General features: G+C 65.1%; 22 protein-coding genes and 1 pseudogene. 5 read left to right on the forward strand and 18 right to left on the reverse strand.

Annotation, left to right across the window (positions count from 1 at the left end; genetic code table 11):
- Positions 1–44: 44 nt before the first annotated feature.
- From gmd to KBY95_RS05825, 7 genes are all read right to left on the reverse strand, one after another.
- A complete protein-coding gene (gene gmd, locus KBY95_RS05795; RefSeq protein WP_254964015.1) occupies positions 45–1,169 on the reverse strand; it encodes a GDP-mannose 4,6-dehydratase in 1,125 nt (374 codons plus the stop codon).
- A gap of 278 nt (positions 1,170–1,447) precedes the next feature.
- Positions 1,448–2,176: a Bax inhibitor-1 family protein gene (locus KBY95_RS05800; protein ID WP_254964016.1), complete on the reverse strand. Its 729-nt coding sequence runs from the start codon at positions 2,174–2,176 to the stop codon at positions 1,448–1,450.
- A 90-nt stretch (positions 2,177–2,266) separates the two neighbouring features.
- Positions 2,267–2,773, reverse strand: coding sequence for an aromatic acid exporter family protein (locus tag KBY95_RS05805; protein WP_254964017.1), 507 nt, complete (start codon positions 2,771–2,773; stop codon positions 2,267–2,269).
- Positions 2,770–3,600 carry a PhoH family protein gene (locus KBY95_RS05810; protein WP_315861408.1) on the reverse strand — a complete coding sequence of 277 codons (831 nt, stop codon included), beginning with the start codon at positions 3,598–3,600 and terminating at the stop codon, positions 2,770–2,772. The genes KBY95_RS05805 and KBY95_RS05810 overlap by 4 nt, the downstream gene beginning before the upstream one ends.
- Positions 3,601–3,782: 182 nt before the next feature.
- Positions 3,783–4,226, reverse strand: a complete 444-nt coding sequence (rpsP, locus tag KBY95_RS05815) for a 30S ribosomal protein S16 (RefSeq protein ID WP_254964018.1) — start codon at positions 4,224–4,226, stop codon at positions 3,783–3,785.
- A gap of 45 nt (positions 4,227–4,271) precedes the next feature.
- Positions 4,272–5,738 (reverse strand): signal recognition particle protein, encoded by a 1,467-nt coding sequence (ffh, locus tag KBY95_RS05820; protein WP_254964019.1) that lies wholly within the window; start codon positions 5,736–5,738, stop codon positions 4,272–4,274.
- Positions 5,738–7,687 carry an ARC6/PARC6 family protein gene (locus KBY95_RS05825; RefSeq protein WP_254964020.1) on the reverse strand — a complete coding sequence of 650 codons (1,950 nt, stop codon included), beginning with the start codon at positions 7,685–7,687 and terminating at the stop codon, positions 5,738–5,740. The genes ffh and KBY95_RS05825 overlap by 1 nt, the downstream gene beginning before the upstream one ends.
- 135 nt (positions 7,688–7,822) lie before the next feature.
- Between KBY95_RS05825 and pdhA the strand changes: the two genes are divergently transcribed.
- Positions 7,823–8,932 carry a pyruvate dehydrogenase (acetyl-transferring) E1 component subunit alpha gene (pdhA, locus tag KBY95_RS05830; RefSeq protein ID WP_254964021.1) on the forward strand — a complete coding sequence of 370 codons (1,110 nt, stop codon included), beginning with the start codon at positions 7,823–7,825 and terminating at the stop codon, positions 8,930–8,932.
- 61 nt (positions 8,933–8,993) lie between these two features.
- The gene (locus tag KBY95_RS05835) at positions 8,994–9,875 is read left to right on the forward strand and encodes a hypothetical protein (protein WP_254964022.1); all 882 of its coding nucleotides are present in this window, start codon (positions 8,994–8,996) and stop codon (positions 9,873–9,875) included.
- Between the two features lie 12 nt (positions 9,876–9,887).
- Here KBY95_RS05835 and KBY95_RS05840 read toward each other — a convergent pair whose 3' ends face one another.
- Both KBY95_RS05840 and KBY95_RS05845 read right to left on the reverse strand, forming a co-directional pair.
- Entirely contained in the window at positions 9,888–10,817 is a 930-nt protein-coding gene (locus tag KBY95_RS05840) for a sigma-70 family RNA polymerase sigma factor (protein ID WP_254964023.1), read from the reverse strand.
- 260 nt (positions 10,818–11,077) lie between these two features.
- Complete coding sequence (locus tag KBY95_RS05845) at positions 11,078–12,694, reverse strand: NAD(P)H-hydrate epimerase (RefSeq protein WP_254964024.1); 1,617 nt, start codon at positions 12,692–12,694, stop codon at positions 11,078–11,080.
- A gap of 76 nt (positions 12,695–12,770) precedes the next feature.
- Between KBY95_RS05845 and mnmA the strand changes: the two genes are divergently transcribed.
- Complete coding sequence (mnmA, locus tag KBY95_RS05850; protein ID WP_396094875.1) at positions 12,771–13,964, forward strand: tRNA 2-thiouridine(34) synthase MnmA; 1,194 nt, start codon at positions 12,771–12,773, stop codon at positions 13,962–13,964.
- Here mnmA and glf read toward each other — a convergent pair.
- The 6 genes from glf to KBY95_RS05880 all read right to left on the reverse strand — a co-directional run bounded on the left by glf (position 13,949) and on the right by KBY95_RS05880 (position 19,462).
- Complete coding sequence (gene glf / locus KBY95_RS05855; protein ID WP_254964025.1) at positions 13,949–15,061, reverse strand: UDP-galactopyranose mutase; 1,113 nt, start codon at positions 15,059–15,061, stop codon at positions 13,949–13,951. The two genes, mnmA and glf, sit on opposite strands and share 16 nt — an antisense overlap.
- 3 nt (positions 15,062–15,064) lie before the next feature.
- The gene (locus KBY95_RS05860; RefSeq protein WP_254964026.1) at positions 15,065–16,117 is read right to left on the reverse strand and encodes a radical SAM protein; all 1,053 of its coding nucleotides are present in this window, start codon (positions 16,115–16,117) and stop codon (positions 15,065–15,067) included.
- Positions 16,118–16,234: 117 nt separating this feature from the next.
- Positions 16,235–17,275 carry a hypothetical protein gene (locus KBY95_RS05865; protein ID WP_254964027.1) on the reverse strand — a complete coding sequence of 347 codons (1,041 nt, stop codon included), beginning with the start codon at positions 17,273–17,275 and terminating at the stop codon, positions 16,235–16,237.
- Positions 17,276–17,280: 5 nt separating this feature from the next.
- On the reverse strand, positions 17,281–17,505 hold the full coding sequence (locus KBY95_RS05870; RefSeq protein WP_396094877.1) for a 2Fe-2S iron-sulfur cluster binding domain-containing protein: 225 nt from the start codon (positions 17,503–17,505) through the stop codon (positions 17,281–17,283).
- A gap of 53 nt (positions 17,506–17,558) precedes the next feature.
- The gene (locus KBY95_RS05875; RefSeq protein WP_254964046.1) at positions 17,559–19,055 is read right to left on the reverse strand and encodes a cobyric acid synthase; all 1,497 of its coding nucleotides are present in this window, start codon (positions 19,053–19,055) and stop codon (positions 17,559–17,561) included.
- 32 nt (positions 19,056–19,087) lie between these two features.
- Positions 19,088–19,462 carry an Npun_F0494 family protein gene (locus KBY95_RS05880; protein ID WP_254964028.1) on the reverse strand — a complete coding sequence of 125 codons (375 nt, stop codon included), beginning with the start codon at positions 19,460–19,462 and terminating at the stop codon, positions 19,088–19,090.
- A 54-nt stretch (positions 19,463–19,516) separates the two neighbouring features.
- On the opposite strand from KBY95_RS05880, the gene KBY95_RS05885 reads away from it, so the two are divergent.
- Positions 19,517–20,110 (forward strand): nucleoside triphosphate pyrophosphatase, encoded by a 594-nt coding sequence (locus tag KBY95_RS05885; protein WP_254964029.1) that lies wholly within the window; start codon positions 19,517–19,519, stop codon positions 20,108–20,110.
- Here KBY95_RS05885 and KBY95_RS05890 read toward each other — a convergent pair.
- Positions 20,107–20,985 (reverse strand): hypothetical protein, encoded by an 879-nt coding sequence (locus KBY95_RS05890; protein WP_254964030.1) that lies wholly within the window; start codon positions 20,983–20,985, stop codon positions 20,107–20,109. The two genes, KBY95_RS05885 and KBY95_RS05890, sit on opposite strands and share 4 nt — an antisense overlap.
- 90 nt (positions 20,986–21,075) lie before the next feature.
- On the opposite strand from KBY95_RS05890, the gene KBY95_RS05895 reads away from it, so the two are divergent.
- Entirely contained in the window at positions 21,076–21,324 is a 249-nt protein-coding gene (locus KBY95_RS05895) for a hypothetical protein (protein ID WP_254964031.1), read from the forward strand.
- Between the two features lie 33 nt (positions 21,325–21,357).
- On the opposite strand, the gene psbC is transcribed toward KBY95_RS05895, so the two are convergent.
- Positions 21,358–22,746, reverse strand: coding sequence for a photosystem II reaction center protein CP43 (gene psbC / locus KBY95_RS05900; RefSeq protein ID WP_254964032.1), 1,389 nt, complete (start codon positions 22,744–22,746; stop codon positions 21,358–21,360).
- Positions 22,730–22,872, reverse strand: a pseudogene (locus tag KBY95_RS05905) (photosystem II D2 protein (photosystem q(a) protein)); the annotation flags it as partial. The gene psbC and the pseudogene KBY95_RS05905, both read right to left, overlap by 17 nt.

Here is a 22,872-nt window from a genome sequence, read left to right on the forward strand (position 1 = left end):
GAACGGGTCACAAGGCTGACCATAGCGGCGTTTTGGGCGTGTTCTCACGGCGCGGCCTTCAGTCCGACCTGGGGAGGATTCTCCATCGAACCGACGACGGTGAACCCCTCCCGGCGCAACGTGGCCTCCTTGGCGGCTTCCTCCTTGTCGGTGGCGACCATTTCCGCCACCAGCTGCTCCAAAGTCGTGGTGGGTGTCCATCCCAGCCGTTCCCGCGCGCGGGTCGGGTCCCCGAGCAGGGTTTCCACCTCCGCAGGGCGGAAGTAACGCCGGTCGATGCGCACCACAATGTCTCCGGTGTCACGACGGGAGCCGGTCTCCTCGATGCCGCTGCCCTGCCAGATCATGCCCCCCCAGCCGAGTTCTTGGGCGGTGAGTTCGATGAACCGCCGTACCGATTCCTGCCGGCCCGTGGCGATCACGAAGTCTTCGGGACGGTCCTGCTGCAGCATCCGCCATTGCATCTCCACGTAATCCCTGGCATGCCCCCAATCGCGCAGGGAATCCAGGTTGCCCATGAACAGTCCCTGGTCGAGGCCGGCATCGATGCGTGCCAGGCCTCGAGTAATCTTCCTGGTTACAAAGGTTTCGCCCCGTCGGGGGCTTTCGTGGTTGAAAAGTATGCCGTTGCAGGCATACATGCCATAGGCTTCGCGGTAATTAACCGTGATCCAATAGGCATAGAGCTTGGCCACGCCATAGGGACTGCGGGGGTAAAACGGGGTGGATTCTTTCTGGGGGATTTCCTGCACAAGGCCATAGAGCTCGCTGGTGCTCGCCTGGTAGATGCGGGTCTTTTCCGTCAAGCCCAGAATGCGGACGGCTTCCAGGATGCGGAGGGTACCAAGCGCATCAGAATTGGCTGTATATTCGGGACTTTCAAAACTCACGGCCACGTGGCTCTGGGCCCCGAGGTTGTAAATCTCATCCGGTTGGATCTGTTGAACAATCCGGATCAGGTTGGTGGAGTCCGTCAGATCGCCATAGTGCAGGACAAGCCGAGGATTCTGTTCATGGGGGTCCTGGTAGAGGTGGTCGATTCGGTCGGTGTTGAAGCTGCTGGCCCGCCGCTTGATTCCGTGCACCACATACCCTTTTTCCAGGAGCAACTCCGTCAGGTAGGAACCGTCTTGGCCGGTGATCCCGGTGATCAGAGCCGTTTTGGTCATGGGGTTTCCTGTGCATTCAATGGGGTGATGGGCAGGCGTTGACGGTTAAAGCTCCTTGGTGCCAAGCCAGCCGTGTGGAATTGAGGTCGCAGGGAGCTTAGCCGGACGAACGCATGACGTCAGAAACCCCTGATCCGATCGGCGCCAACGCAATGACAGCAGGACGACGCGTCAACCATGACGCCTGGTGTCATCGCCACATCAATGAAAAAACATGAACCCATCCGGATACGGACAGGTCCATGAGAAGAGTCAATGAATGGAAGACGGTCCCCTGCTCAGTCGCGACGGCCACCTCCCTGGAGAGCGATGATCAGCCTCAGGATGAAGATGAAGAGATTGATGTAAGTCAGGTACATGCCAAGGGCACCGGCCAGGTACTGGTCGTCGCTGTAGGTGCGAGGCATCGTGTAGAAGTCGACGAAGGCCGCTCCGACGAACAACACGGTGCCGAAGCCGGCGATCATCAGCTCAAAACCATTGCCGCCGAAGCCTGGAATGAAGATGCCGCCCACAAGCTGCACCACCATGGCAATCAGCAAGCCGACGATGCCGAGGCCCACCACACCACTGAGGGCCTGACCGAGGTTGTCACTCATGTTGCGGCCCACCACCGAGGCGATCACAAAGGTGATCCCGGTGGCCAGGGCGGCGGTGCCGATGGCACCGATACCGGCGGTGCCGATCGCCATCGCCACGATCCCGCTGAGGGTGAAGCCGGTGATCAGGCTGTAGGCAGTCAGGATCGGCAGGGCGGTGCCGTTGTTGCCCTTCATCGCCGCGTTCTGGGCCACGAAGAACAGGATGAAGTTGCCGATCAGCGACACCCAGAACAGGGGCATGAAGATCGGGTTGCCGATCATCGACAAACCACCAACGACGCCGACGGCGGTGAGCACCATGCCGCCGCCCACATAGGGAAGGGCTTTGTTGACCACGTTGGGTCCGATGAGAGCACCGGACTGGGCCTCACGGATCGCTTCCTGGAAATTGCTTCTGGCCGGCATGGCACTGGCATTTCAAACTGAATCTATCTTGCCAGCGGCCCCATGGTTACGGCGAGAAGAGCGGTTCGGATCTCCCCATGAAGGCATCCTTCAGGCGTCGCCCCCGGGCTGGTTGCGGGATCCAGGCCAGAGCCACACCGCCAGCAGGGCGACGCCCGTGCCGATGCAGGATTCCAGAAAGCGCAGCAGGGCGTTCAGACCCGGACTCAGGGCCGGATCCAGGCTGCCGGTGACCATCACGACGATCACCGTGATCGCCGCCAGACGGCCGTGGCTGGGCACGTTGATCGCCGCGCAGATCAACACCGTGGCAAAGATCGCCGCGGCCATACCGAGGGGGTGAAAGGGCAGCAGCGTCAGGTACACCGCACTGGTGATGGCGCCGATCGCCGATCCCAGAATCCGCAGCGAGGCGGAAGAGGCCGCATCTTTGCGGGTGACCTGGGTCACGACGACGGCGGAGATCGCCGACCAGAGCCCGCCGATTCTGGGCAGATAGCCCGGAAACAGACTCGTGAACCAGAAGCCCAGCAGGTAGGCCACCAGGGCGGCCACCGCGATCTGGGCGGGGATGCGCACCCGTTCGGCGCTGTTCATGGTTCCGATCGGACGGGAGTGCCATCCATCCGCTTCCTGGCTGGGGGGGCCGGCGGGCGGGCATCGCGTCGGGCGTAGGCCTGCACCAGACGCTGCACCAGGGGATGGCGCACCACATCCGCATCGGTGAACTGGCAGATGGCTACGCCCTCCACCCCCTGCAGCACCTGCTCCGCCTCCACCAGGCCGCTCAGCTGGCCCGGGGGCAGATCGATCTGGGTGGTGTCTCCCGTCACGACCATGCGGGAATTTTCCCCCAGCCGGGTGAGCACCATCCGCATCTGGGCGCAGGTGGTGTTCTGGGCCTCATCGAGGATCACAAAGGCGTCGGCCAGCGTGCGACCGCGCATGAAGGCCAGGGGCGCCACCTCGATCACCCCCTTCTCCAGGAGCTGGGCGGTGCGTTCCTGGCCCAGCAGCCCATGAAGAGCGTCGTAGAGGGGACGCAGATAGGGATCCACCTTCTGTTGCAGGTCACCGGGGAGGAAGCCAAGCCGTTCGCCGGCTTCGACCGCCGGTCGCGTCAGCACCAGCCGCTCCACCTTGCGTTCCTGCAACATCCGCACGGCCAGGATGGTGGCCAGGAACGTCTTGCCGGTGCCGGCCGGGCCGATCGCCAGGGTCAGATCGTGGCGTTCGATCGCCTCGACGTAGTTGTTCTGCCGCAGGGTGCGGGGCCGCAGGGGCCTGCCGCTGACGCTGGTGGCCAGCACCTGGAGTCCCATGCGGCGGTGCTGGTCGGAGCGGCCGGTGTCCAGGGCCGCCATGGCGGCCTGGATGTCCACCGGACCGATGGACTCCCCCCGTTGCCAAAGGGGCTCAAGCAAGTGGATCAAAGCCTGCAGTCGCTCCACTTGGGCCGTCCGGCCGCTGATCTGAAGGTCGAGACCCCGCAACACGATCTGGGCGCCTGTGAGGGCTTCAAGCCGCCGCAGGGAGGCCCCATCCGCCCCGGCCAGGGCAACGGCAGCACCGCTGTCAGGCAGGGAAAACGTGGAGGAGAGTTCGCTCAGGCCTCGGCGGTGGCAGGGTCGGCTTCAGCGGCAGCCGTGGCTTCAGCGGCAGCAGCGGCTTCAGCGGCAGCAGCGGCTTCCTCAGCCAACTTGGCCGCAGCCGCTTGCTTGGCAGCTTCCGCTTCCTTGACGGCGGCGGCAGCAGCGGCCTCGCGAGCCGCGGCCTGCTTGAGCTTGCCGACGGTTTCGGCGGGCCGGATGGTTTTCTCGATCAGGCCGCCCTTCTCAAGCAGGGTGCGCACGGTGTCCGTGGGTTGGGCTCCCTGGCCGAGGCGGAGACGGATGGCCTCAGTGTCCAGGCGGGTTTCCTTGGTGCGGGGGTTGTAGAAGCCCAGCTCCTCGAGCGGACGGCCGTCGCGGCGGGAGGTGCTGTTGGTGGCCACCAGACGGAAACTCGCTTCCCGTTTCTTGCCGAACCGCTTCAGCCGGAGCTTGATCATCTGAAAATTGTGCTCGAAATGCAGCCCCCAATCCTACAGGGGAGCTCAGAGCTGGCCAAACCCCTTGCGCTTCTTGGCCGGCTTGGCGGGCCTGGGGGGCTTGCCGCCGCCGCGGCCACCGGGCCCGCCCATCCCGGGCATGCCGCCCATTCCCGGCATCCCCGGCATTCCGCCCATCCCGGGGAAGCCACCCATCCCAGGCATGCCGGGCATGCCACCCCTGGTCATCTGCTGCATGAAGCCACGCATTTTCTGAAAGTCGGCGAGAACCTTGTCCACGTCGGCCGGTGTGTGGCCACTGCCGGAGGCGATGCGGCGGCGACGGGAGGGCTGGGAGGCGAGCAGTTCGGGCTGGCGGCGTTCGGCCTCGGTCATCGATCCGATCATGGCCTCGATGCGCTTGAGCTGGCTCTCGCCCTGCCGGAGCATGCCGTCGTCGATCTTGTTCATCCCCGGGATCAGCTTCATCAGCCCGCCCAGGGATCCCATGCGCTTGATCAGGCGCATCTGCTGGACGAAATCGGAGAAATCGAAGCTGGCTTCCTGCAGCTTGCGCTGCATCTTCTCCACATCGGCCAGCTCCACCTCCTTGGTGGCCTTCTCCACCAGGGTGAGCACATCTCCCATCCCCAGGATGCGGCTCGCCATCCGCTCCGGGTGGAACGGCTGCAGGGCCTCCACTTTTTCGCCGGTGCCGATGAACTTGATCGGCGCGCCGCTCACCTTGCGGATCGAGAGGGCGGCCCCGCCGCGGGAATCCCCATCCAGCTTGGTGAGCACGGCGCCGGTGATGCCCACCTGTTCATGGAAGGCGCGGGTGAGTTCGGCGGCCTCTTGGCCGATCATCGAATCCACCACCAGCAGCACCTCATCCGGGGCCGCCGCCTCCCGGATCCGAACCATCTCCTCCATCATCGAGGTGTCGATCTGGAGCCGCCCGGCGGTATCCACCAGCACGGTGTCGAAGCCCTCGTCCCGTCCCTTGGCCACGCCGGCGGCCGCGATCGCTTCTGGCTTGGCGTCAGAACCGAGGCTGAACACCTCCACGCCAATCTGACGGCCCAGGGTCTGCAGCTGGTCGATGGCAGCCGGCCGGTAGACGTCGGCGGCCACCAGCAGGGGACGCCGACCCTGCTCCTTGAGGTACAGGCCCAGCTTGGCGGTGGCGGTGGTCTTGCCGGCCCCCTGCAGACCGGCCATCAGGATCACCGTGGGGGCGTCCGTCGCCCGGGCCAGGGGGGCGTTGGCACCGCCCATGGTGTCGACGAGCTGCTCGTGGACCAGCTGGATGAACTTCTGATCCGGGCTCACCCCGCGCACCACCTCGGATCCCACGGCCTTGCGCCGCACCTCTTCGACGAACTCCTTCACCACCGACAGGCTCACGTCGGCCTCCAGCAGGGCCCGTCTCACTTCCTTGAGAGCGCCATCGACGTTCGTTTCCGAAATGGCCGCCTGGCCACGCAGTCCTTTGACGGCGTCTTCGAAGCGCTGGGAGAGTTCGTCGAACATCAGTTGAGGGATTGGGTGGCCACCAGGCGCCAGCTGTCGCCGTCGCGTCCGAATACATAACCATTGCGCAGTTGCAGCGGCGCCGTGGTCTCCACCACCTTTCCGGCTGCATCGAGGCGGCGGTCGCTGTAGCGGAGCCGGACGACGGCGACGATGCGCTGGGGGCCGCTTTCGGACAGGCTGAGATCGGTGATCCGTACGTCCAGTTGCTGGGTCTGGCCCCTGGCGGCATCGCTGCGGCGCTCCTTGGCGAGCAGGGCGATCGGCCCCTCCCGGGCGATGCGATCCAGATCCTGCGGGATCGGTTTGCCGGCCAGCACGCCACTCTTCACCGTCAGCCAGTTCTCCAGCAGGCGACGCACCTGGGCCGCATCGGGCCGGGTGGCCATGAGGGGCGTGATGCTCAGTCCCGTCGCGGCCTTCGGGGCCGGAGTCGGTGGGGTGGGGGCCGGGGAGGTGAGCGGGGGTGCTGGTGCCGGAGCCGGTGGAGGTGAACTCTGGCGCTGCCGCAGCACCCAGGCTGCGGCCAGCACCAACACCAGGACGGCGCCGCCCCCCAGCAGCCACGACCTCGGGGTCACTGGCCAGCGCAGGGGCACCTCGTCATCGAGCTCCCCGTCATCTTCGGGATCCGTGGCCATGCCGGATGCAGACAGCGGGGCGAAGCCCCCGGCGGTAGCCCCCTCCAGGCTCAGGGATGCAGGGGGCGACATCGTCCCCGCGAAGCTGGGTGCGTCCAAGGGTGGGAAGACCGTGCTGTCCACACCCTCCACGGCTGCCGGGGAGGTGAGATAGGCCCGCCCCCTGCGCTGATCCTCCCTTTCGACATAGGTCACGACGTCCCGGTCACTGAAATAGGCCACCAGATCGGGCTCGGCTTCCAGGTCCCGGTAGCCCGGCAGCACGTCCCGGACCAGCCAGTCGCTGCAGTACGCACAGAGCTGACCCAGGGGATCAGCACTTTTACCGGCGGCCCAGTCCTTCAGGTCCTGGCTGGCCCCCTGGTCGAAGCAGGCACGCGCCGTGTCGGCCTCCCCCAGCAGCAGGTGCAGGTTGGCGAGCAGCGGTTCGATGCCCTCCCGGCCGCTGCGCTGCAGGCGGTGTCTGGCCTCGGCGATGCGCTCGGGCTTGCGCTGGGCGAAACCGGAGGCGGTCAGGGCGATGGTGGCCAGGAAGTCGGCGGCGTCGGAGCCGGTGGCGGCCCAGCGGCTGAACAGGTCCACCTGCTCCTGGACGGTGAGGAAGGCGCGGATCTGGTGGAAGAAGGGCTGGAAGTCCTGGCTGGGGAAATGGGGATCACCATCCCCCTCAAGCCCGCCGCGTCTCTGCACCAATTGCTCAAGCAGCGCCAGGCCCTCCTGCCTCTCGACGCCGGCGACCAGATCCCGGCTCAGCAGGTCGAGCACCCGGTAGGGCGTGAGGTGTTCCAGCTGGGCATGCATGGTTTCCCTGAGGTCGGGTTGCCGGCCCAGGCGTTGCAGTAGCTGCAGACCCTGCTGCAGGGTGCGGGCGGCGGCTTCGAAGCGACGCTGCTCCTCCAGCTCGCCGGCGGCCGCAAGGCAGGCCAACCCGGCCAGGAGGGTGAGATCAGCTTCTCGGCCACTGCCAAGGGTGGGCGACTGCGGTGGCTGCAGAGAACGGCTGGCGAGCTCGAAGGCCTCCAGAGGCTGGCCCCCCTCCATCAGCAACACCAGCCCGCCCACCTGCAGGGCTGTGGCAATCTCCAAGGCCGGCTGCAGGGTGCCGTCGGTGTTGGCCAGGCTGGTCAGTTCCGCTTCGTAGGCGGCGCGCCGGTCGGCATCGGAGAGCAGGTCGGCGCTGGACCGGAGCAGCTCCGCCCGTGCCTGCAGGGTATCGGCGGTGAACCCCCCGTGGGGCAGACGGTCCAGGCGCGACTGCAGGGTGCGCAGGACCCCCTGGGCATCGGCGGACGGAGGAACGCCCAGCAAGCGGAAATGATCGATCGGCAGGTCCAATCCGATGGTGACGCTGGGGCGCGACTGTAGTCAGTGGCAGTGGTTTTGACTGTCACCTGGGAACGGACCCCGTACAGTCGGGACCACGATTCGCCTTGCCTTCCTGCCATGACTCAGGAAATGACTGCGGCGCGGGCAGCCCAGCCCTCTGAGCCAGGGGCAGCCGCGTTTTCTGAGCAGGCCGGCAGCCACGCGGTGCGCTTGGAGGGTTTGGTTCCGGCTGAGCGGGCCAGTGTCAGCCGGGAGGAGGGCCTGATGCTTTATCGGGACATGACCCTGGGGCGCCGCTTCGAAGACAAGTGCGCCGAGATGTACTACCGCGGCAAGATGTTCGGCTTCGTGCATCTGTACAACGGTCAGGAAGCCGTCTCCACGGGGGTGATCCGGGCGATGCGCCTGCAGCACGACTGGTTCTGCAGCACCTATCGCGACCACGTGCACGCCCTGAGCTGCGGTGTACCGGCCCGGGAGGTCATGAGCGAGCTGTTCGGCAAAGCCACGGGCTGCAGCAAGGGCCGTGGAGGTTCCATGCACCTGTTTTCCCGTGAGCACCATCTGCTCGGCGGCTATGCGTTCATTGGCGAGGGCATCCCGGTGGCCCTGGGAGCGGCCTTCACCAGCCGCTACAAGCGTGACGCCCTCGGCCAGGCGGACAGCGATGCCGTCACGGCCGCCTTCTTCGGGGACGGCACCTGCAACATCGGCCAGTTCTACGAATGCCTCAACATGGCTTCGCTGTGGAAGCTGCCGATCCTGTTTGTGGTGGAGAACAACCGCTGGGCCATCGGCATGGACCACAACCGGGCCACGAGCGAGCCGGAAATCTGGCGCAAGGCGGCGGGCTTCGGCATGGTCGGCGAGGAAGTGGATGGTATGGATGTTCTGGCGGTAAGGGCCGCGGCCCAGCGGGCCATCGAGCGGGCCAGGGCTGGCGAAGGACCCACCCTGTTGGAGTGCCTCACCTACCGGTTCCGTGGCCATTCCCTGGCGGATCCTGACGAGCTCCGCGAAGCAGCCGAGAAGGAATTCTGGGCCAAGCGCGATCCCATCAAGCAACTGGCGCTGCGCCTGACGGACATGGGCCTGGCCACGGCCGAGGAGCTCAAGGCGATCGAGAAGGAGATCGATGCCGAAGTGGCTGATTGCGTGGAGTTTGCCCTCGCGGCGCCCGAGCCCGACAGCAGCGAACTCACCCGCTACATCTGGGCCGAAGATTGAATCAGCTGGGCCATTGTCTGTTGATTAAGATCATTCAATTGCCCAGAAGGTAGTCGGTCTGATGGCCAAACGCGTCCTCGTCACATTCACTGACAGCCGCATGAAGACGGCCCGGCGGCGACTCTGTCGGCAGGCGAAGGAGATGCAGGTCTACACGGATATCTTTGGAGCTTCGGAGCAGGATCTCGCCCCAGAGTTCCGGCAGCATTTCAAAGACTTTCTGACGCCTGAGCATCGCGGTTTTGGCTACTACGCCTGGAAGCCCCAGATCGTCTTGCAGACGCTCGAGCGCTTACAGGATGGCGACCAGGTGCATTGGATCGATTCCGGCTGCCATCTCAATCCTGCAGGTCGAGAGCGGCTGCTCGAACTGTTCGCCATGACCGTGGAGGCGCCGTCAGGTGTTCAGGGTTTTGAATGCCTGCCTCCGAATGGATCCTTGGTGTACCAGGAGAGGCAGTTCCCGGATCAGCGGGAAGGCCACTGGTCCAAGGGTGACTTGCTCGATCGGCTGGGGGTTCGAGACAGGCCGGACATCACCACCACCCAGCAGCTGGGGGCTACCACCTTCTTCGTGCGCAAGTGCCCTGCCTCCATGGACTTCATGCGCCGCTGGATCCGCGTGTTCAGCGAGGATTTCTCCATGATTGATGATTCAGCCTCGCTGGCGCCCAACCTGGAGGGCTTCGTCGAACATCGCCATGATCAGTCGATCTATTCGATTCTTGGTAAGTTGCTGCCGATCTCGACGATCTCCGTATTCGAATTCTGGTTCCCGCGGGCCGACAACTGCTGGCTGCCTGACTGGGAGATGGTCGGCGATGCTCCGATCCAGATCCGCCGTGATCGCGGCCTTAAGGGAGAGAGCCGATGGAAGATCGCCTCTCTGAAGGCCAAAGGCAAGCTGAAGCGATTCCTGGACGGATGGCGACCCCGCCGCTGAAGGTCCACCCGATCAGGGCAGAGGGGTGGAGCGTGATGACAGGGTGCGCAGTTTGCGCAGGGCCTTGAGCTCAATCTGCCGGACCCTCTCCCTTGAAACATCCAACTGCCGGCCGATCTCGGCAAGGGTGTGGCGCTCCATGCCGTCGAGTCCGAAGCGCAGGGCCAGGACCTCCTTTTCCTGGGCAGACAGGTGGCTCATCAGTTCGACCAGCTGTTCCTGATGCATGCCTCGCTCGATGCGGTCGAGGGGCTCTTCGGCGGAAGCATCGGCGATCAGATCTCCCAGGAAGCTCCGACCGTCCTCCGCATGAATGGGGGCATCCAGGCTGGAAATGGTGAGGGCCTGCCGAAGTACGGAGTCGAGCTCTTCGATCGGAATCGCCATGGCTTCCGAGATCTCCCTACGGCTGGGCATGGCGCCGAGCTTGTGGGCCAGTTCAAGGCTCACCTTACGGATTGTGCTGAGCCGCTCGCTCAGGTGGACCGGCAGCCGGATGGACCGGGACTGGCAGGCAATGGCTCGCGTCATGCTCTGGCGGATCCACCAGAAGGCGTAGGTGGAGAACTTGTAACCGCGGGTTGGGTCGAATTTTTCGACGGCGCGTTCCAGACCGAGGGAGCCCTCCTGGATCAGATCGAGCAGCTCCAGACCCTTGCCCTGGTACTTCTTCGCCACGCTCACCACAAGCCGAAGATTGGCGCGCATCATCCGCTCCTTGGAGCGCCGGCCAACCTTGATCGTCTTGTTCTCCTGCACCGAGTAGCCGCTTTTCGACTCCTCCACCAGGTGCATCATCGCCTGAACCTGATTGCCGAGCTCGATCTCTTCGGCTGGTGTCAGCAGCGGCTCTCTTCCTATTGAGGTTAGATACCAAGTGATGGAATCACCCCCTCTCCGGCTGGAGCCCTCCCTTCTCGTCGCGACGGCAGAGGCGGTCATAGGAGGGGGCGAAGTGGCGCCATTGAATGTGTTATCGAATTATCCACCCTCTGGCAAGTCAGGAAAGTGTCTGGAACAACTTTTAAGCCATTGCTTTTGAAACCACACACAATTGCTTTTCTTTAGTGATTGACTTCGTTTGGATGAGCAGAGGGCTAATTTCCCGGTCGATGTAACGGAGAATGCTGAGGCTTGTCACATCTGCGCGTGACCTCGTTGTCCTTAATCCATAGGCGCTGAATCTTCAACGCGGGCTCCCATCACCCGGTTTCGGGTTCTCGTTGGGCCAGTGCTTCGGCCACAGCCAGCGGCGTGACCCCCCCGGATCCATTGCGCTCCCTGCAGTGGAGACCGGCGAGGGCATGGTCGAGGACGGCGGCCGCCAGCCAGGCCCCATCGGCGCTGGAGCCACGTTCAGGTGCTAGGCCCACGGTCGCCAGGGCCATCGCCCCCCGCCCTGCGGCGTAGCCGGCGAGCACATCACCGAGCCCGGCCCTGGCCGCATCCGGGCAGGCCGAGAGCAGTTGCCAGCGGCGTCCATCGGGTGTCGCCACGACGCTGCGCGCTCCCTTGAGCAGCACGCTGGCACCACAACGGCGGGCCGCCGCCAGCGCCGCCTCCGGCCGGGGCAGCGAGTTCAGATCGGGAAAGAGCCTGTGAAACTCCCCCTCGTGGGGTGTGATCCAGGTGGGGCCCCGGCGCCCTTGGAGCCAGTCGCTGCCCGTGGAACCGAGGCGGTTCAGGCCATCGGCGTCGAGCACCAGCAGTCCTCCGAAGTCGACCAGCTCCTGCCAGCGCCGCCGCTCCCGGGCTTCGACCGCCGCCGCAACCGGCCCATCGGCGTTGCCCAGCCCGCCCAGGCCCGGACCCAGCAGCACCGCATCCAGGCGGTTCAGCCAGCCCTCGCCCAGATCTCCCAGGGCCAGGCCGCCGGCCGGGGTGGCCCCAAGGCTTGGCTCCAGCACCACATGGGGATGGACCTGCCAGAGCTGGGGGGCGAGCTCCCGTGGCGGCGCGGCCCTGAGGCTGCCGCATCCCGACGCCGTGGCGCCCGCCAGGACCAGGTGGGCGGCGCCCCTGAACCGGCGGCTGCCGGCGAGGACCAACAGGCGTCCCCGTTCGTATTTCCCGGCGGCCGGATCCGACACGGGCCAGGGGGCCGAGGCCCGGTCGGCGGCCGACAGGCCCAGCAGGTGATCGCCTGGAGGCTGGTCCAGAAGGGCAGGCGGCAATCCAAGACAGACCCGCTCCAGCTGCCCCACCCAGCGCAGGGCCGCATCCTGCACCAGGCCCCGCTTGATCAGCCCGATGCTGTACGTGGTGGAGGCGGTGGCCGCCACCGTGCCAAGCAGCACACCGTCGTCGGCGTCCAGTCCGGTCGGGACGTCAATGGCCACAAGGGCGCCGGGCCGTTGCCTCTGGCGATCCTGAAGCAGGGTTTCGATGGCGGCGCCGGCCGGGCGGTGCTGGCCGATGCCGAACAGGGCATCCACCCAGAGGGCGGGATCGGCGGGGTCAGGCGGATCCTCCAGCAGGGGAATCCCCAGCCAGCGGGCGTGGCGCAGGTGGGCGTCGGTGAGGGGGCGGCGGCGCTCGAAGGGGCACCAGATCCGCGCCCGGCCTCCGGCCAGATGCCATTCCCTGGCCACCACCAGGCCATCACCGCCGTTGTGCCCCGGCCCCACCAGCACCAGCAGGCCAGCGTGGCGATCCTGGCCCGGCCGCGCCAGCAGCCGGCGACTCACCGCCAGGGCGGCCTTCTCCATCAGGGCCTCCACCGGCAGGCCGCTGGCGAACAGCTCCTGTTCGATGGCCGCCATCGCGGCGCCGCTCACCAGGAGGTGGTCGGCATCCACGGACGGCCAGGAGATGGGCATCGGCCGGAAGCTCACGGCGGCCCGAGCAGTGCTCTCCCATGATGGAGCTGTCTGCTCGTTCCACCCACAGGGATCCTTGAGCCCCGCCGCCGCCCCCACGTCGTCTGACACCACCACCGCCACCAGCACCACCTCGCCTGAGGTGGCCGCGGTGCTCGCACGGCTGCGCGCCTGGCCCGGTGAGCGGCGGGTGGCCGTGGGACTCTCCGGCGGCGTCGACAGCTCCCTGACCGCGGCCCTGTTGGTGGCGGCTGGCTGGGAGGTTGAAGGCCTCACCCTGTGGCTGATGAGTGGCAAGGGCTCCTGCTGCGCCGAGGGCCTGGTGGACGCGGCCGGGATCTGCGACCAGCTGGGGGTGCCCCACCACGTCGTCGACAGCCGGGCCCGTTTTCAGGAGCAGATCGTTGGGTTTCTCGTGGAGGGCTATGGCGAGGGCCTCACCCCCTTGCCCTGCTCCCGCTGCAACCGGGCGGTCAAGTTCGGACCGATGCTCGAGTGGGCCGAGGCGGAGCGTGGCATTGGCCGCCTGGCCACGGGCCATTACGCCCGGCAGCGGCCTGCCGGCGATGGGGCTGATCGCCATCAGCTGTTGCGTGGCCTGGATCCCCTCAAGGATCAGAGCTATTTCCTCTATGACCTGCCCCAGACGGTGTTGGGCCGGCTGGTGTTCCCCCTGGGGGAGCTCACCAAGGAGGCGACGCGGGCCGAGGCCTCACGGCTCGGCCTGCGCACGGCCGAGAAGCCCGAGAGCCAGGACCTCTGCCTGGCCGACCACCACGGTTCGATGCGAGCCTTCCTCGATGCCTATCTGCCGCCGCGCCAGGGGGAAATCGTGCTGGCCGACGGCACGGTGCTCGGCAGCCACGACGGCCTCGAGCATTTCACCATCGGACAACGCAAGGGGCTTGGAGTGGCCTGGAGCGAACCGCTCCATGTGGTGCGGCTGGATGCCGCCATGAACCGGGTGGTGGTGGCTCCGCGCCGGGAGGCGACCCGCCAGGCCTGCGAGGTGGGTGCCATCAACTGGGTGTCGATCGCCCCGCCGGACCAGCCGATCGCGGTGGAGGTGCAGGTGAGATACCGGAGCCTGCCGGAGCGGGCCCTGCTGACCCCCCTGGCGGAGACAGCCGGCGACCACGCCGCCGAACGGCCCCACCGGGCCCGGCTCGACTTCGCTGAGCCCCAGTTTTCGGTGGCACCGGGACAGGCCGCGGTCTTCTATGGCGGTGACGTGCTGCTCGGCGGCGGATTGATTCAGGCCGACGGCTGACGGGTTTCGCTGCGGAAGCGGTTCATCGCTGATTCGATCACGACGTGCATGTCCATGTACTTGTACTCGGAGAGCCGCCCCCCGAAGATCACGCTGTCGGCGCTGTGGGCCAACTCCTGGTAACGCCGGTAAAGCGATTGGTTGGGCGGGTCGTTGACCGGGTAGTAGGGAATGGCTTCACCGCTGCAGGCTCTGGGATACTCCCTTGTGATCACCGTCACCGGGGAAGTTGAAGCCTCGAAATGCTTGTGCTCGATGATGCGGGTGAACGACTCACTGGTATCGCAGTAGTTGATCACGGCATTCCCCTGGAAATTCTCGAGCTCTTCGATGCTGTTCTCAAAGTCCAGTGAGCGGTACTCCAGCCGGCCAAACTCGTAATTGAAATACTGATCGATGCAACCGGTGTACACCACCTTTCTGGCCAGGCACGTCAGCTGGGATTGATTGTCGAGATAGTCAACGTTGAGGCGGACCTCAATGCCCTCCAGCATGGCATTGAACAGGGACGTGTAGCCGCCGATGGGGATACCCTGATAGCGATCAGTGAAGTAGTTGTTGTCGTAGGTGAAGCGAAGTGGCAACCGCTTGATGATGAAGGCCGGTAGCTCACGGGGATCCTTGCCCCACTGTTTAAGGGTGTAGTCGCGAATCAAGGTCTCGTAGATGTCCTTCCCCACCAGGGAAAGCGCCTGCTCTTCCAGGTTGGCCGGCTCACCGAAAAAGCGCTGGGCCTCAATCTTCTGCTTGGCTTCTACGGGCGTGCGGGTTTGCCAGAGCTCATAAAACGTGTTCATATTGAAGGGAAGCGAATAGAGCTTCCCACCTGAGATGGCCTTGGGAGAATTGATATAGTTGTTGAATTCTGCAAACCTGTTGACAAAGCTCCAGACGGCCTTGTTGCTCGTGTGGAAAATGTGGGCTCCATAGCAATGGACGTTGATGCCTTCCTGTTTCTCTGTGTAGCAGTTGCCGCCGATGTGGGGGCGGCGGTCAATGACAAGGCAGCGCTTACCTGCATCGGTGGCCAGCCGCGCAAACGTGGCTCCAAACAGCCCGCAGCCGACGATCAGATAGTCATAGGGGGGGGTGGTCACTCCTCAGCGAAAGTCCTTCAGATCCACAGGCAGCAGATTTTCGATCGCCTGCTGAATCTCCGGCGGTTCCTGCATGCCATAGGTGGCAAAGATGTTGATGCCGCTGCTGGTGCATTGTTTGCAGAGATCGCTGGCATAGCGTTTGGTCTGCATCTCCTTGTAAGGCGTATCGAGGTAGTTGGCGATTGAGGGGGCCGAGGGGGATTGCACGCAACAGACAGAGAAGTTGCCTTCATGATTCAGGCACACCTGAGATTCGCGCATGAAGCAATTCTGGGAGCGATGGCTACCGATGGCCTGCTGTACCAACTGGGGGCTGTAATAGATGTACTCCAGTTCTGGGGGTATCTCCTCCAGGCCGTCAAACATCTTGTCGATGGGCATGTAGTAGGCGTGATAGGGGGAAAACTTCATGCCCAACTTGTCGCAGAAGTGCTTGAACAGGTGCACTTCGTGCAGATTTTGCTTGTGCACCAGATAGCGCACATCAATATTCTTGTAGCACTCCCAATCGCCCAGAATTTCTGAGATGCGGATCAGATTGGCGAGCACGGGTTCAATCCGCCCACCCTTGTGGTTGATCTGATAGGTGCGCTGGGTAAAGCCCGACACCGTAATTGTAAAATTCCAGAGATGCAGTGGCTTGAGCAGCGCCCAGTCGTAGTCATAATTGAGGTTCGATGAGATGCCGCAGGGAACGCCATGGCTCTCAGCGCAGGCAATCAGCTCATGGAGCTTCGAATGCAGCGTTGGCTCCGTCCAGTTGTACAGGCCAAACCTGCAGTTGCCATTGGTGTCTGCCTTCGCCTTGAGGCAGATCTTTTCGAATAACTCGATCGGCATCTCCGTCAGTTTTTGGCCGATGCTGTTGGTGAACTCCGGCATGCCAACGGGGCAGGCCGTGCAACGCAGGTTGCAGCCACTCACCACATCCACCCAGAATTCAATGACCTTCTGACCGGGAGGCTTAGGGGAGTATTCAGGCCAGAGGAAACGCTTGACGGCCGATTGCACGTGGCTGGGAACGGCACGCTTAAGAACTGTTGGCAAGGCCATCTAGATGTCTTCCTGAGCGTCATACGTCCGCTCAGCGTAGCTCCTGCTTGCTGACATCGAAGCTGCCAAGGTTTTCGATCCACGATGACGCGTCAACGATGGGGCTGAGGGCGGATCTCAGCGGGTCGTGGCCTGGCCCTCTTTGCTCGTCGCCGTCCCCACGATTCGCCCCAGAGATCGGAACGTCCGTTGGCGGCGACGCCACCAGCAGCTGATCGGGGCAGGGGTCAACCACCCGGCCAGTCGATTCAGGCGGCGGCTCCAGACCACCCGCCGATGCTGGGAGCGTCTGTCCCGCCGGCAGGTCGCCAGCTGGGCGGCCGAAGGCCCCCGGTAGGTCGGTAAGTCCAGCTGGCGGGCCAGTTGGGCGGTGGCCTGCTGCCAATAGCGGGTCGCTTCACTGCGAACCTGCCAGCACTCCCGGATCGACGCCACGCTCAGCAGGGTGTCCGGGGCGAAGCGCTCCACCTCAAGGATCCCCGGCAGCCCGAAGGGATTGGTGCCCTTCTCGCTGATCACCAGGCAGCCATGCAACGGCGCTTGCCACATCCGGCCGGACAGGGTGGTGCCCCGTTGGTAGGGATACATGAGCCCGTAGCAGCACCAGGCGCTCGCCAGCCGTCGGTTCGCCTCCAGATAGCTGAGCCCATGGGTGCTCAGCCCGAGCCTGTCCCAGTGGCCGCCGTGGACCTCCACCAGACCCCTGTGGGCCAGACGGGCCAGATCCTGCTGGTAGGGGTCGTCGCCCATCGGCTTGAAGTTGGCGATGTGCAGGGGCCGGCCGGCCCGCTTCCGGAAGGGAAGCTGCTGCCAGAACTCGGGAATCACCGGCAGATACCCCGGCACCCAGCGGACACCTTCCGGCAGGGAAGGCGGCCGGAGCAGGGAAATCAGCCGGATCTCGCGGGCGAGGGGAAAGCGGCAGCGCCAGTCCACCTGGAGCTCCTTGACGTAGTCGTAGACGTGGACGATCCCGCCGTGGTCCTGGTGGGACAGGCCGGGATCGCCCCGCAGGATCACCAGCAGCTCCAGCTCCTGATCAACCCACTCGCGGATCAGTTCAAACCCGGCCGCCCGATAGAACAGCCGCACGTTCCAGATCACATCGAGATCCTGGAAATCGATCGACAGGATGTGACACCTGGGGGCGGAGCTCACAGGCACTACCAGAAGGGATCGCTGGCCAGGCTCACCGACAGCCGGCCGCTCGGGCTCGCTGGCACGGTGGCCACGCAGGCCCGCACCATGCGCCCATTGACCTCAATCTCGCAGGCGCCGCAGCTGCCCCCCAGACAGCCGGTGGGGATCAGCACCGCCGCCTGACGTGCGGCCTCCAGCCAGTCCTGGCCGGGGATGGCCGAGGTGATCTGCCCATCTGGCCACGCGATGGTGATGGCAGGCCGGGGGATGCCGATGGGCGCAAGCTCGCTCTCGTGGAAATCTAGGGCTTGCTTGGGATCAGGGGCGCCAGATCGATGTGGGCTTCGAAGGCGTCGGCGAGGCGGTCGAGCAGGGCGTCCCGCTGGCGGGCGTGGTGGGGTTGGTTCTCCTCCAGGGGCGGCAGCTGGCGCCGACGGCGCAGCTGATTCAGCCAGCGCCGGCGCCAGGGGCCGTTCTCGAAGATGCCGTGCAGGTACGTGCCCGCCACCAGACCGCCCTGGGTCCCTGAGGCCGTCCACCAGCCCAGCTGGCCGTCCTCGGCCAGGGGGGCGCAGCTGGCCTGATCCGTTGGCTCGCTGCGCCCTTGATGGAGCTCGAATCCCTCCACCAGGGGCGGTTCACCCGGGCCCGGGGGCCAGAGGGCCCGGCTGCGGCGTTGCCGCAGGGCCTTCCTGCCCTGGAACACGGTGCGCAGGGGTAGCAGGCCCAGCCCGGCCACCGATTCCCCGGCCCGATCCCCCTCAAGTCCCTCGGGGTCGTGCAGCTCCTGGCCCAGCATCTGCAGACCACCGCAGAGGGCGAACAGTTGCCCCCCCCGGGCCACGTAGGCCTGCAGCTCCTCCGCCATACCGCTGCTGCGCAGGCTCGCCAGGTCCCTCAGGGTCTGCTTGCTGCCGGGCAGGATCACCGCATCGGGCTGGTCCAGCGGCTCCCCTGGCCGGCGCCACTGCAGCTGCACGCTGCTCTCCGCCTCAAGCGGGTCGAGATCGGAGAAGTTGCTCAGGGAGGGCAGTCGCAGCACCGTGATGCTCAACTCACTGCGGGGCTTGCGGCTGCCTCTCTCCAGCAGATCCAGCGAATCTTCCGGCGGGAACAGCTCATCGAGCCAGGGCATCACACCGAGCACGGGCAGGCCTGTCTCCTGCTCCAGCCAGTGGCGGCCCGCATCGAACAGGGAACGGCGGCCACGGAAACGGTTGATCAGCAAGCCGCCGATCAGGGGGCGCTCCACCGGCCGCAACAGGGCCAGGGTGCCCACGATCTGGGCGAAGACGCCACCGCGCTCAATGTCCGCCACCAGCAGGCAGCGGGCGCGCAGGTACTGGGCCAGCCGCAGGTTGGTCAGGTCCCTGGCCTGCAGGTTCACTTCCACCGGGCTGCCAGCTCCCTCCAGCACCAGCCGGCCGCCGGGGTGGGCGGCCTGAAGCTCCGCCAAGCCCGTCCGGATGGCCGCCCAGCCGGGCCGGAACCAGTCGCGGTAGTAGTGCTCCGCCCGGGCCGTGCCCACGGAGCGGCCCAGATGGATCACCTCACTGGTGCTGTCGCCCCTGGGCTTGAGCAGCACCGGGTTCATCGCCACCCGCGGCTCCAGGCCCGCGGCCCAGGCTTGCAGGGCCTGGGAGTAGGCCATTTCACCGCCCTGCTGGTCGACCCAGGCGTTGAGGCTCATGTTCTGCCCCTTGAAGGGCAGGGGCTGTTCCCCCCGGCGCCGCAGCACCCGGCAGAGGGCAGCGGTCATCAGCGATTTGCCGGCACCGCTGCTGGTGCCCAGCACCATCAGAGGTTGGGGGGAGTCGGGATGGGGGCGGGTCAAAGGCGGGGGCGGTGGCGGCGCAGCGCCTCCAGGATCCGATCCCGTCGGCCCGCCCGGGGAATCTCGCTGGGCCAGCGCCGCAGCACCTGGCGGCCCATGGGCGTGAGCCGCACCCGCTCGGTGAGTCCCTGACCGTCCACTTCCCGCCGCAGCACCCCCAGCCGGATCAGCCAGAGGAAATGGTCCTCAGCCCGTTCGCTGCTGAGGGGAACGAAGGTGAGGGGGAAGGCCGGATCGTCTTGCCGGGCGAGCTCCTCACTGCTGAGGGGGTTGGCTCCCACCGCCTCGTAGAAACCGCGGCGGAAGGGAAGACAGCGAAGCGAGAGGGCGGCCCGCGCCAGCGAACGGGACTCGGTGTCGGCCTGTGCCATGGCCCCATTCTCCCCAATCGCCGGGCAGGCTGGAGATCCTGGCCATCACCACCCTTGCTCCTGCTGGCTTCCGCTTCCCCCGCCCGGCGTCGCCTGCTGGAGCAGGCCGGAGTTCCCCACCGGGTCCAGGTGAGTGGCGTGGATGAGGAGGGGATCCAGGAGCAGAATCCTTTGCAGCTTGTGCAACGGCTGGCCCTCGCCAAAGCCCGCGCCGTGGCGAGCACGCTGGGCTCCGAGGCGGCGTGGCCGTCCATGGGGGTTCTGGGCTGCGACTCCCTGCTGGTGGTGGAGCAGGAGGTGTGGGGCAAGCCCCGGGATGCCGCCGAGGCGATGGCCCGCTGGCGGCGCATGGCCGGTGGCTGGGGCGATCTGCACACCGGCCATGCCCTGGTGCGGCGACCCACCCCTGGCGCCAGCCCGGCCCCCCAGCTGGAGGTGGTGACCACCCGGGTGCATTTCGCCGCGCTCAGCGAGGCCGCCATCGCGTCCTACGTGGCCAGTGGTGAGCCCTTGGCCTGTGCCGGGGGCTTTGCCCTTGAGGGCCGAGGTGGTCTGGTGGTGGAGCGGCTCGAGGGTTGCTTCAGCAACGTGATCGGGCTCAGCCTGCCGCTGTTGCGGCGTTGGCTCGACCCAGGTGTGCTGGCTTAGGGGCCAGGGTGATGGGCGCGGATCCGGCGTAGCCAACTGGCCATGGACATTGTCTCGAGCACACGGCGACGCCGCTCTGGATCCTCGAAATCGGGATGCAATTGATCCAGCCAACCCTGCAGCCGGGCAGGATCAAGACTCCCGGCGTCCCAGTTGTCGACATAGGCCACCGGCAGGTCTGCATAGGCGGCCGTGGTGGGATTCCTTTCGATGATCGGGATCGCACCGGCCAGCAGGGCTGTGAAGGCCTTCGGCGAAGGGTCGAGTCCGCCACCGCCAACACACACCACAAAGGGATAGGTCTTGAGGGTTGGGAAGAAATCGTCGTAGGGAATCTGCTCGCGATAGTCCACAAAATGACTCCAGGGACCTTTGGCCAGCCTTGTGACCTGTCTCCTGGTGTCCCACTGCTGGCCGTCACGGACGTAATGGGCGCAGAAGGCCTTGAGTGGGCGTGATCGCAGGTCGATCGGCGCCGCTTCCCTGACGGTCTGCTGGTAGTGGACATGGCCATCACTGTTGATGCAGCCCAGCGGAATCGGTGTGACACCGACCAAGGGCATGTCCAGATTTTCTGCGTACCAATGGAGCAGTCTGGGATCATCCAGAAGTTGCAGCAGGCGCTGCTGCAGCCCTGAGGCGATGTAGTCAGGAAATCGCTGGTCGACCTGTCGGGGCAAGGTGGTATCGGCATCGCCGGTGATCAGGACGAAGCGTGTCGAGGCCTTGAGCCGCGGGAGATAGCGGAGCAGGAATTGATCCAGCAATTCTGGAAGGGCCTTGACGTAGATGACGGTTGGTTGTGAGCTGAGATTCCCGCTGAAGCCATACTTCGTCAGACTCCAGTCGGCCCAGTGAGCGATGGATGGGATCACGGCATCCACCATCCGCGTATTCAGAATCAGGTTTTCAGCGTTCGGGTTCTGGCGGCGCAACGAAGCTCCGACTCTTGAGAACGTGCGCCGATGAAGGCGCTTCTGGATCGCTTTGGCTTGGCGATGGATCTTCGGCTCCAGCAACACCCTGATGGTGCGCGGAGAGCGATGGATCTTGCCGGAAATCCTCCTCCACAAGCTCTGGGCTGCGGTTCGGGCAGGATCTTCCATCCGATCTTCCCTGGGTACGTGAAGTTTGTCATGATAAGGATCCACGGGAGAATCACCACCAGCAGCAAAAAGCCTCCGCCCATGGGCGGAGGCTTGAAGAAGGTCTGATGAGAAGGGAATCTCTGGAAGATTCCCTTCTCATCAGTCGAGGTCCGGCATGGCCAGGGTGGGCTCGGCCTGACGGTCGATGCCTTTCTCGAAGCCTGCGGCGGCTGCGCGTGCGCGGCCTGCATGCCACAGGTGACCAACCAGGAAGAAGAAGGCCAGCACGAACTGCGTGGAGGCCAACCACTGGCGGATGTTGACGAAGTTCACCGAGTTGGGCTCGGTGATGATGCCTCCGACGGAGTTGAGCGAGGCGTTGGGGGCGTGGGTCATGTACTCGGCAGCCCGACGTACCTGCCAGGGCTGGATGTCGTTCTGGAGCTTGTCAAGGCTCAGACCGTTGGGGCCCCTCAGGGGCTCCAGCCAGGGACCGCGGAAGTCCCAGAAACGCATGGTTTCGCCACCGAAGATGATCTCGCCGGTGGGGGAGCGCATCAGGTACTTGCCCAGGCCGGTGGGGCCCATGGCGGAACCGATGTTGGCGCCCATGCGCTGGTCGCGGACCAGGAAGGTGAAGCTCTGGGCCTGGGAGGATTCGGCGTTGGTGGGGCCGTAGAACTCCGAGGGATAGGCGGTGTTGTTGAACCAGATGTAGGCCGAGGCGATGAAGCTCATGAAGCTCAGCGCGCCGAGGCTGTAGCTCAGATAGGCCTCACCATTCCAGATGAAGGCGCGACGCACCCAGCCGAAGGGCTTGGTGATGACGTGCCAGATGCCACCGAAGATGCAGATCAGGCCGATCCAGATGTGGCCACCGATGATGTCCTCCATCGAGTCGACACCGATGATCCAGCCCTCGCCACCGAAGGGGGCGCGGGTCAGATAGCCGAAGATCACGCCGGGGCTGAGGGTGGGGTTGCTGATCAGGCGCACATCGCCACCGCCCGGTGCCCAGGTGTCGTAGACACCGCCGAAGAACATGGCCTTGAACACCAGCAGCAGGGCACCCACACCAAGAAGGATGAGGTGATAGCCAATGATGTTGGTCATCTGGTTCTTGTCACGCCAATCCTGGGAGAAGAACGAGGAGTAGTTCTCCAGGATCTCAGGACCCCGCAGGGCGTGATAGAGGCCGCCCAGACCCAGCACGGCGGAGCTGATCAGGTGCAGAACCCCGACCACGAAGAAGGGGTAGAGGTCGGTGACCTCACCGCCCGGGCCGACGCCGTAGCCGAGGGTGGCGACGTGGGGGAACAGGATCAGGCCCTGCTCGTACATGGGCTTATCGAAGGTGAAGTGACTCACCTCGAACAGCATCATGGCGCCGGCCCAGAAGACCATCAGGCCGGCATGGGCCACGTGGGCACCCAGCAGACGGCCGGAGAGGTTGATCAGTCGGGCATTGCCCGCCCACCAGGCATAGCCGGTGGAGTCGAGGTCCTTGCCCCCGACCGAAATGAGACCGGAATTAAAGGGCGTTTCCACGGGGCAGAACCTCTTCAGGGAAGATGAAGTTTTCGTGCGGCTGGTCGGCGGGGGCCATCCAGGCGCGCAGACCTTCGTTGAGCAGGATGTTCTTGGTGTAGAACGTCTCGAATTCAGGATCCTCCG

Origin of the sequence: Cyanobium sp. Aljojuca 7A6 (assembly GCF_024346455.1) — a bacterium.
In the GTDB taxonomy this organism is placed as follows: Bacteria; Cyanobacteriota; Cyanobacteriia; order PCC-6307; family Cyanobiaceae; genus Cyanobium.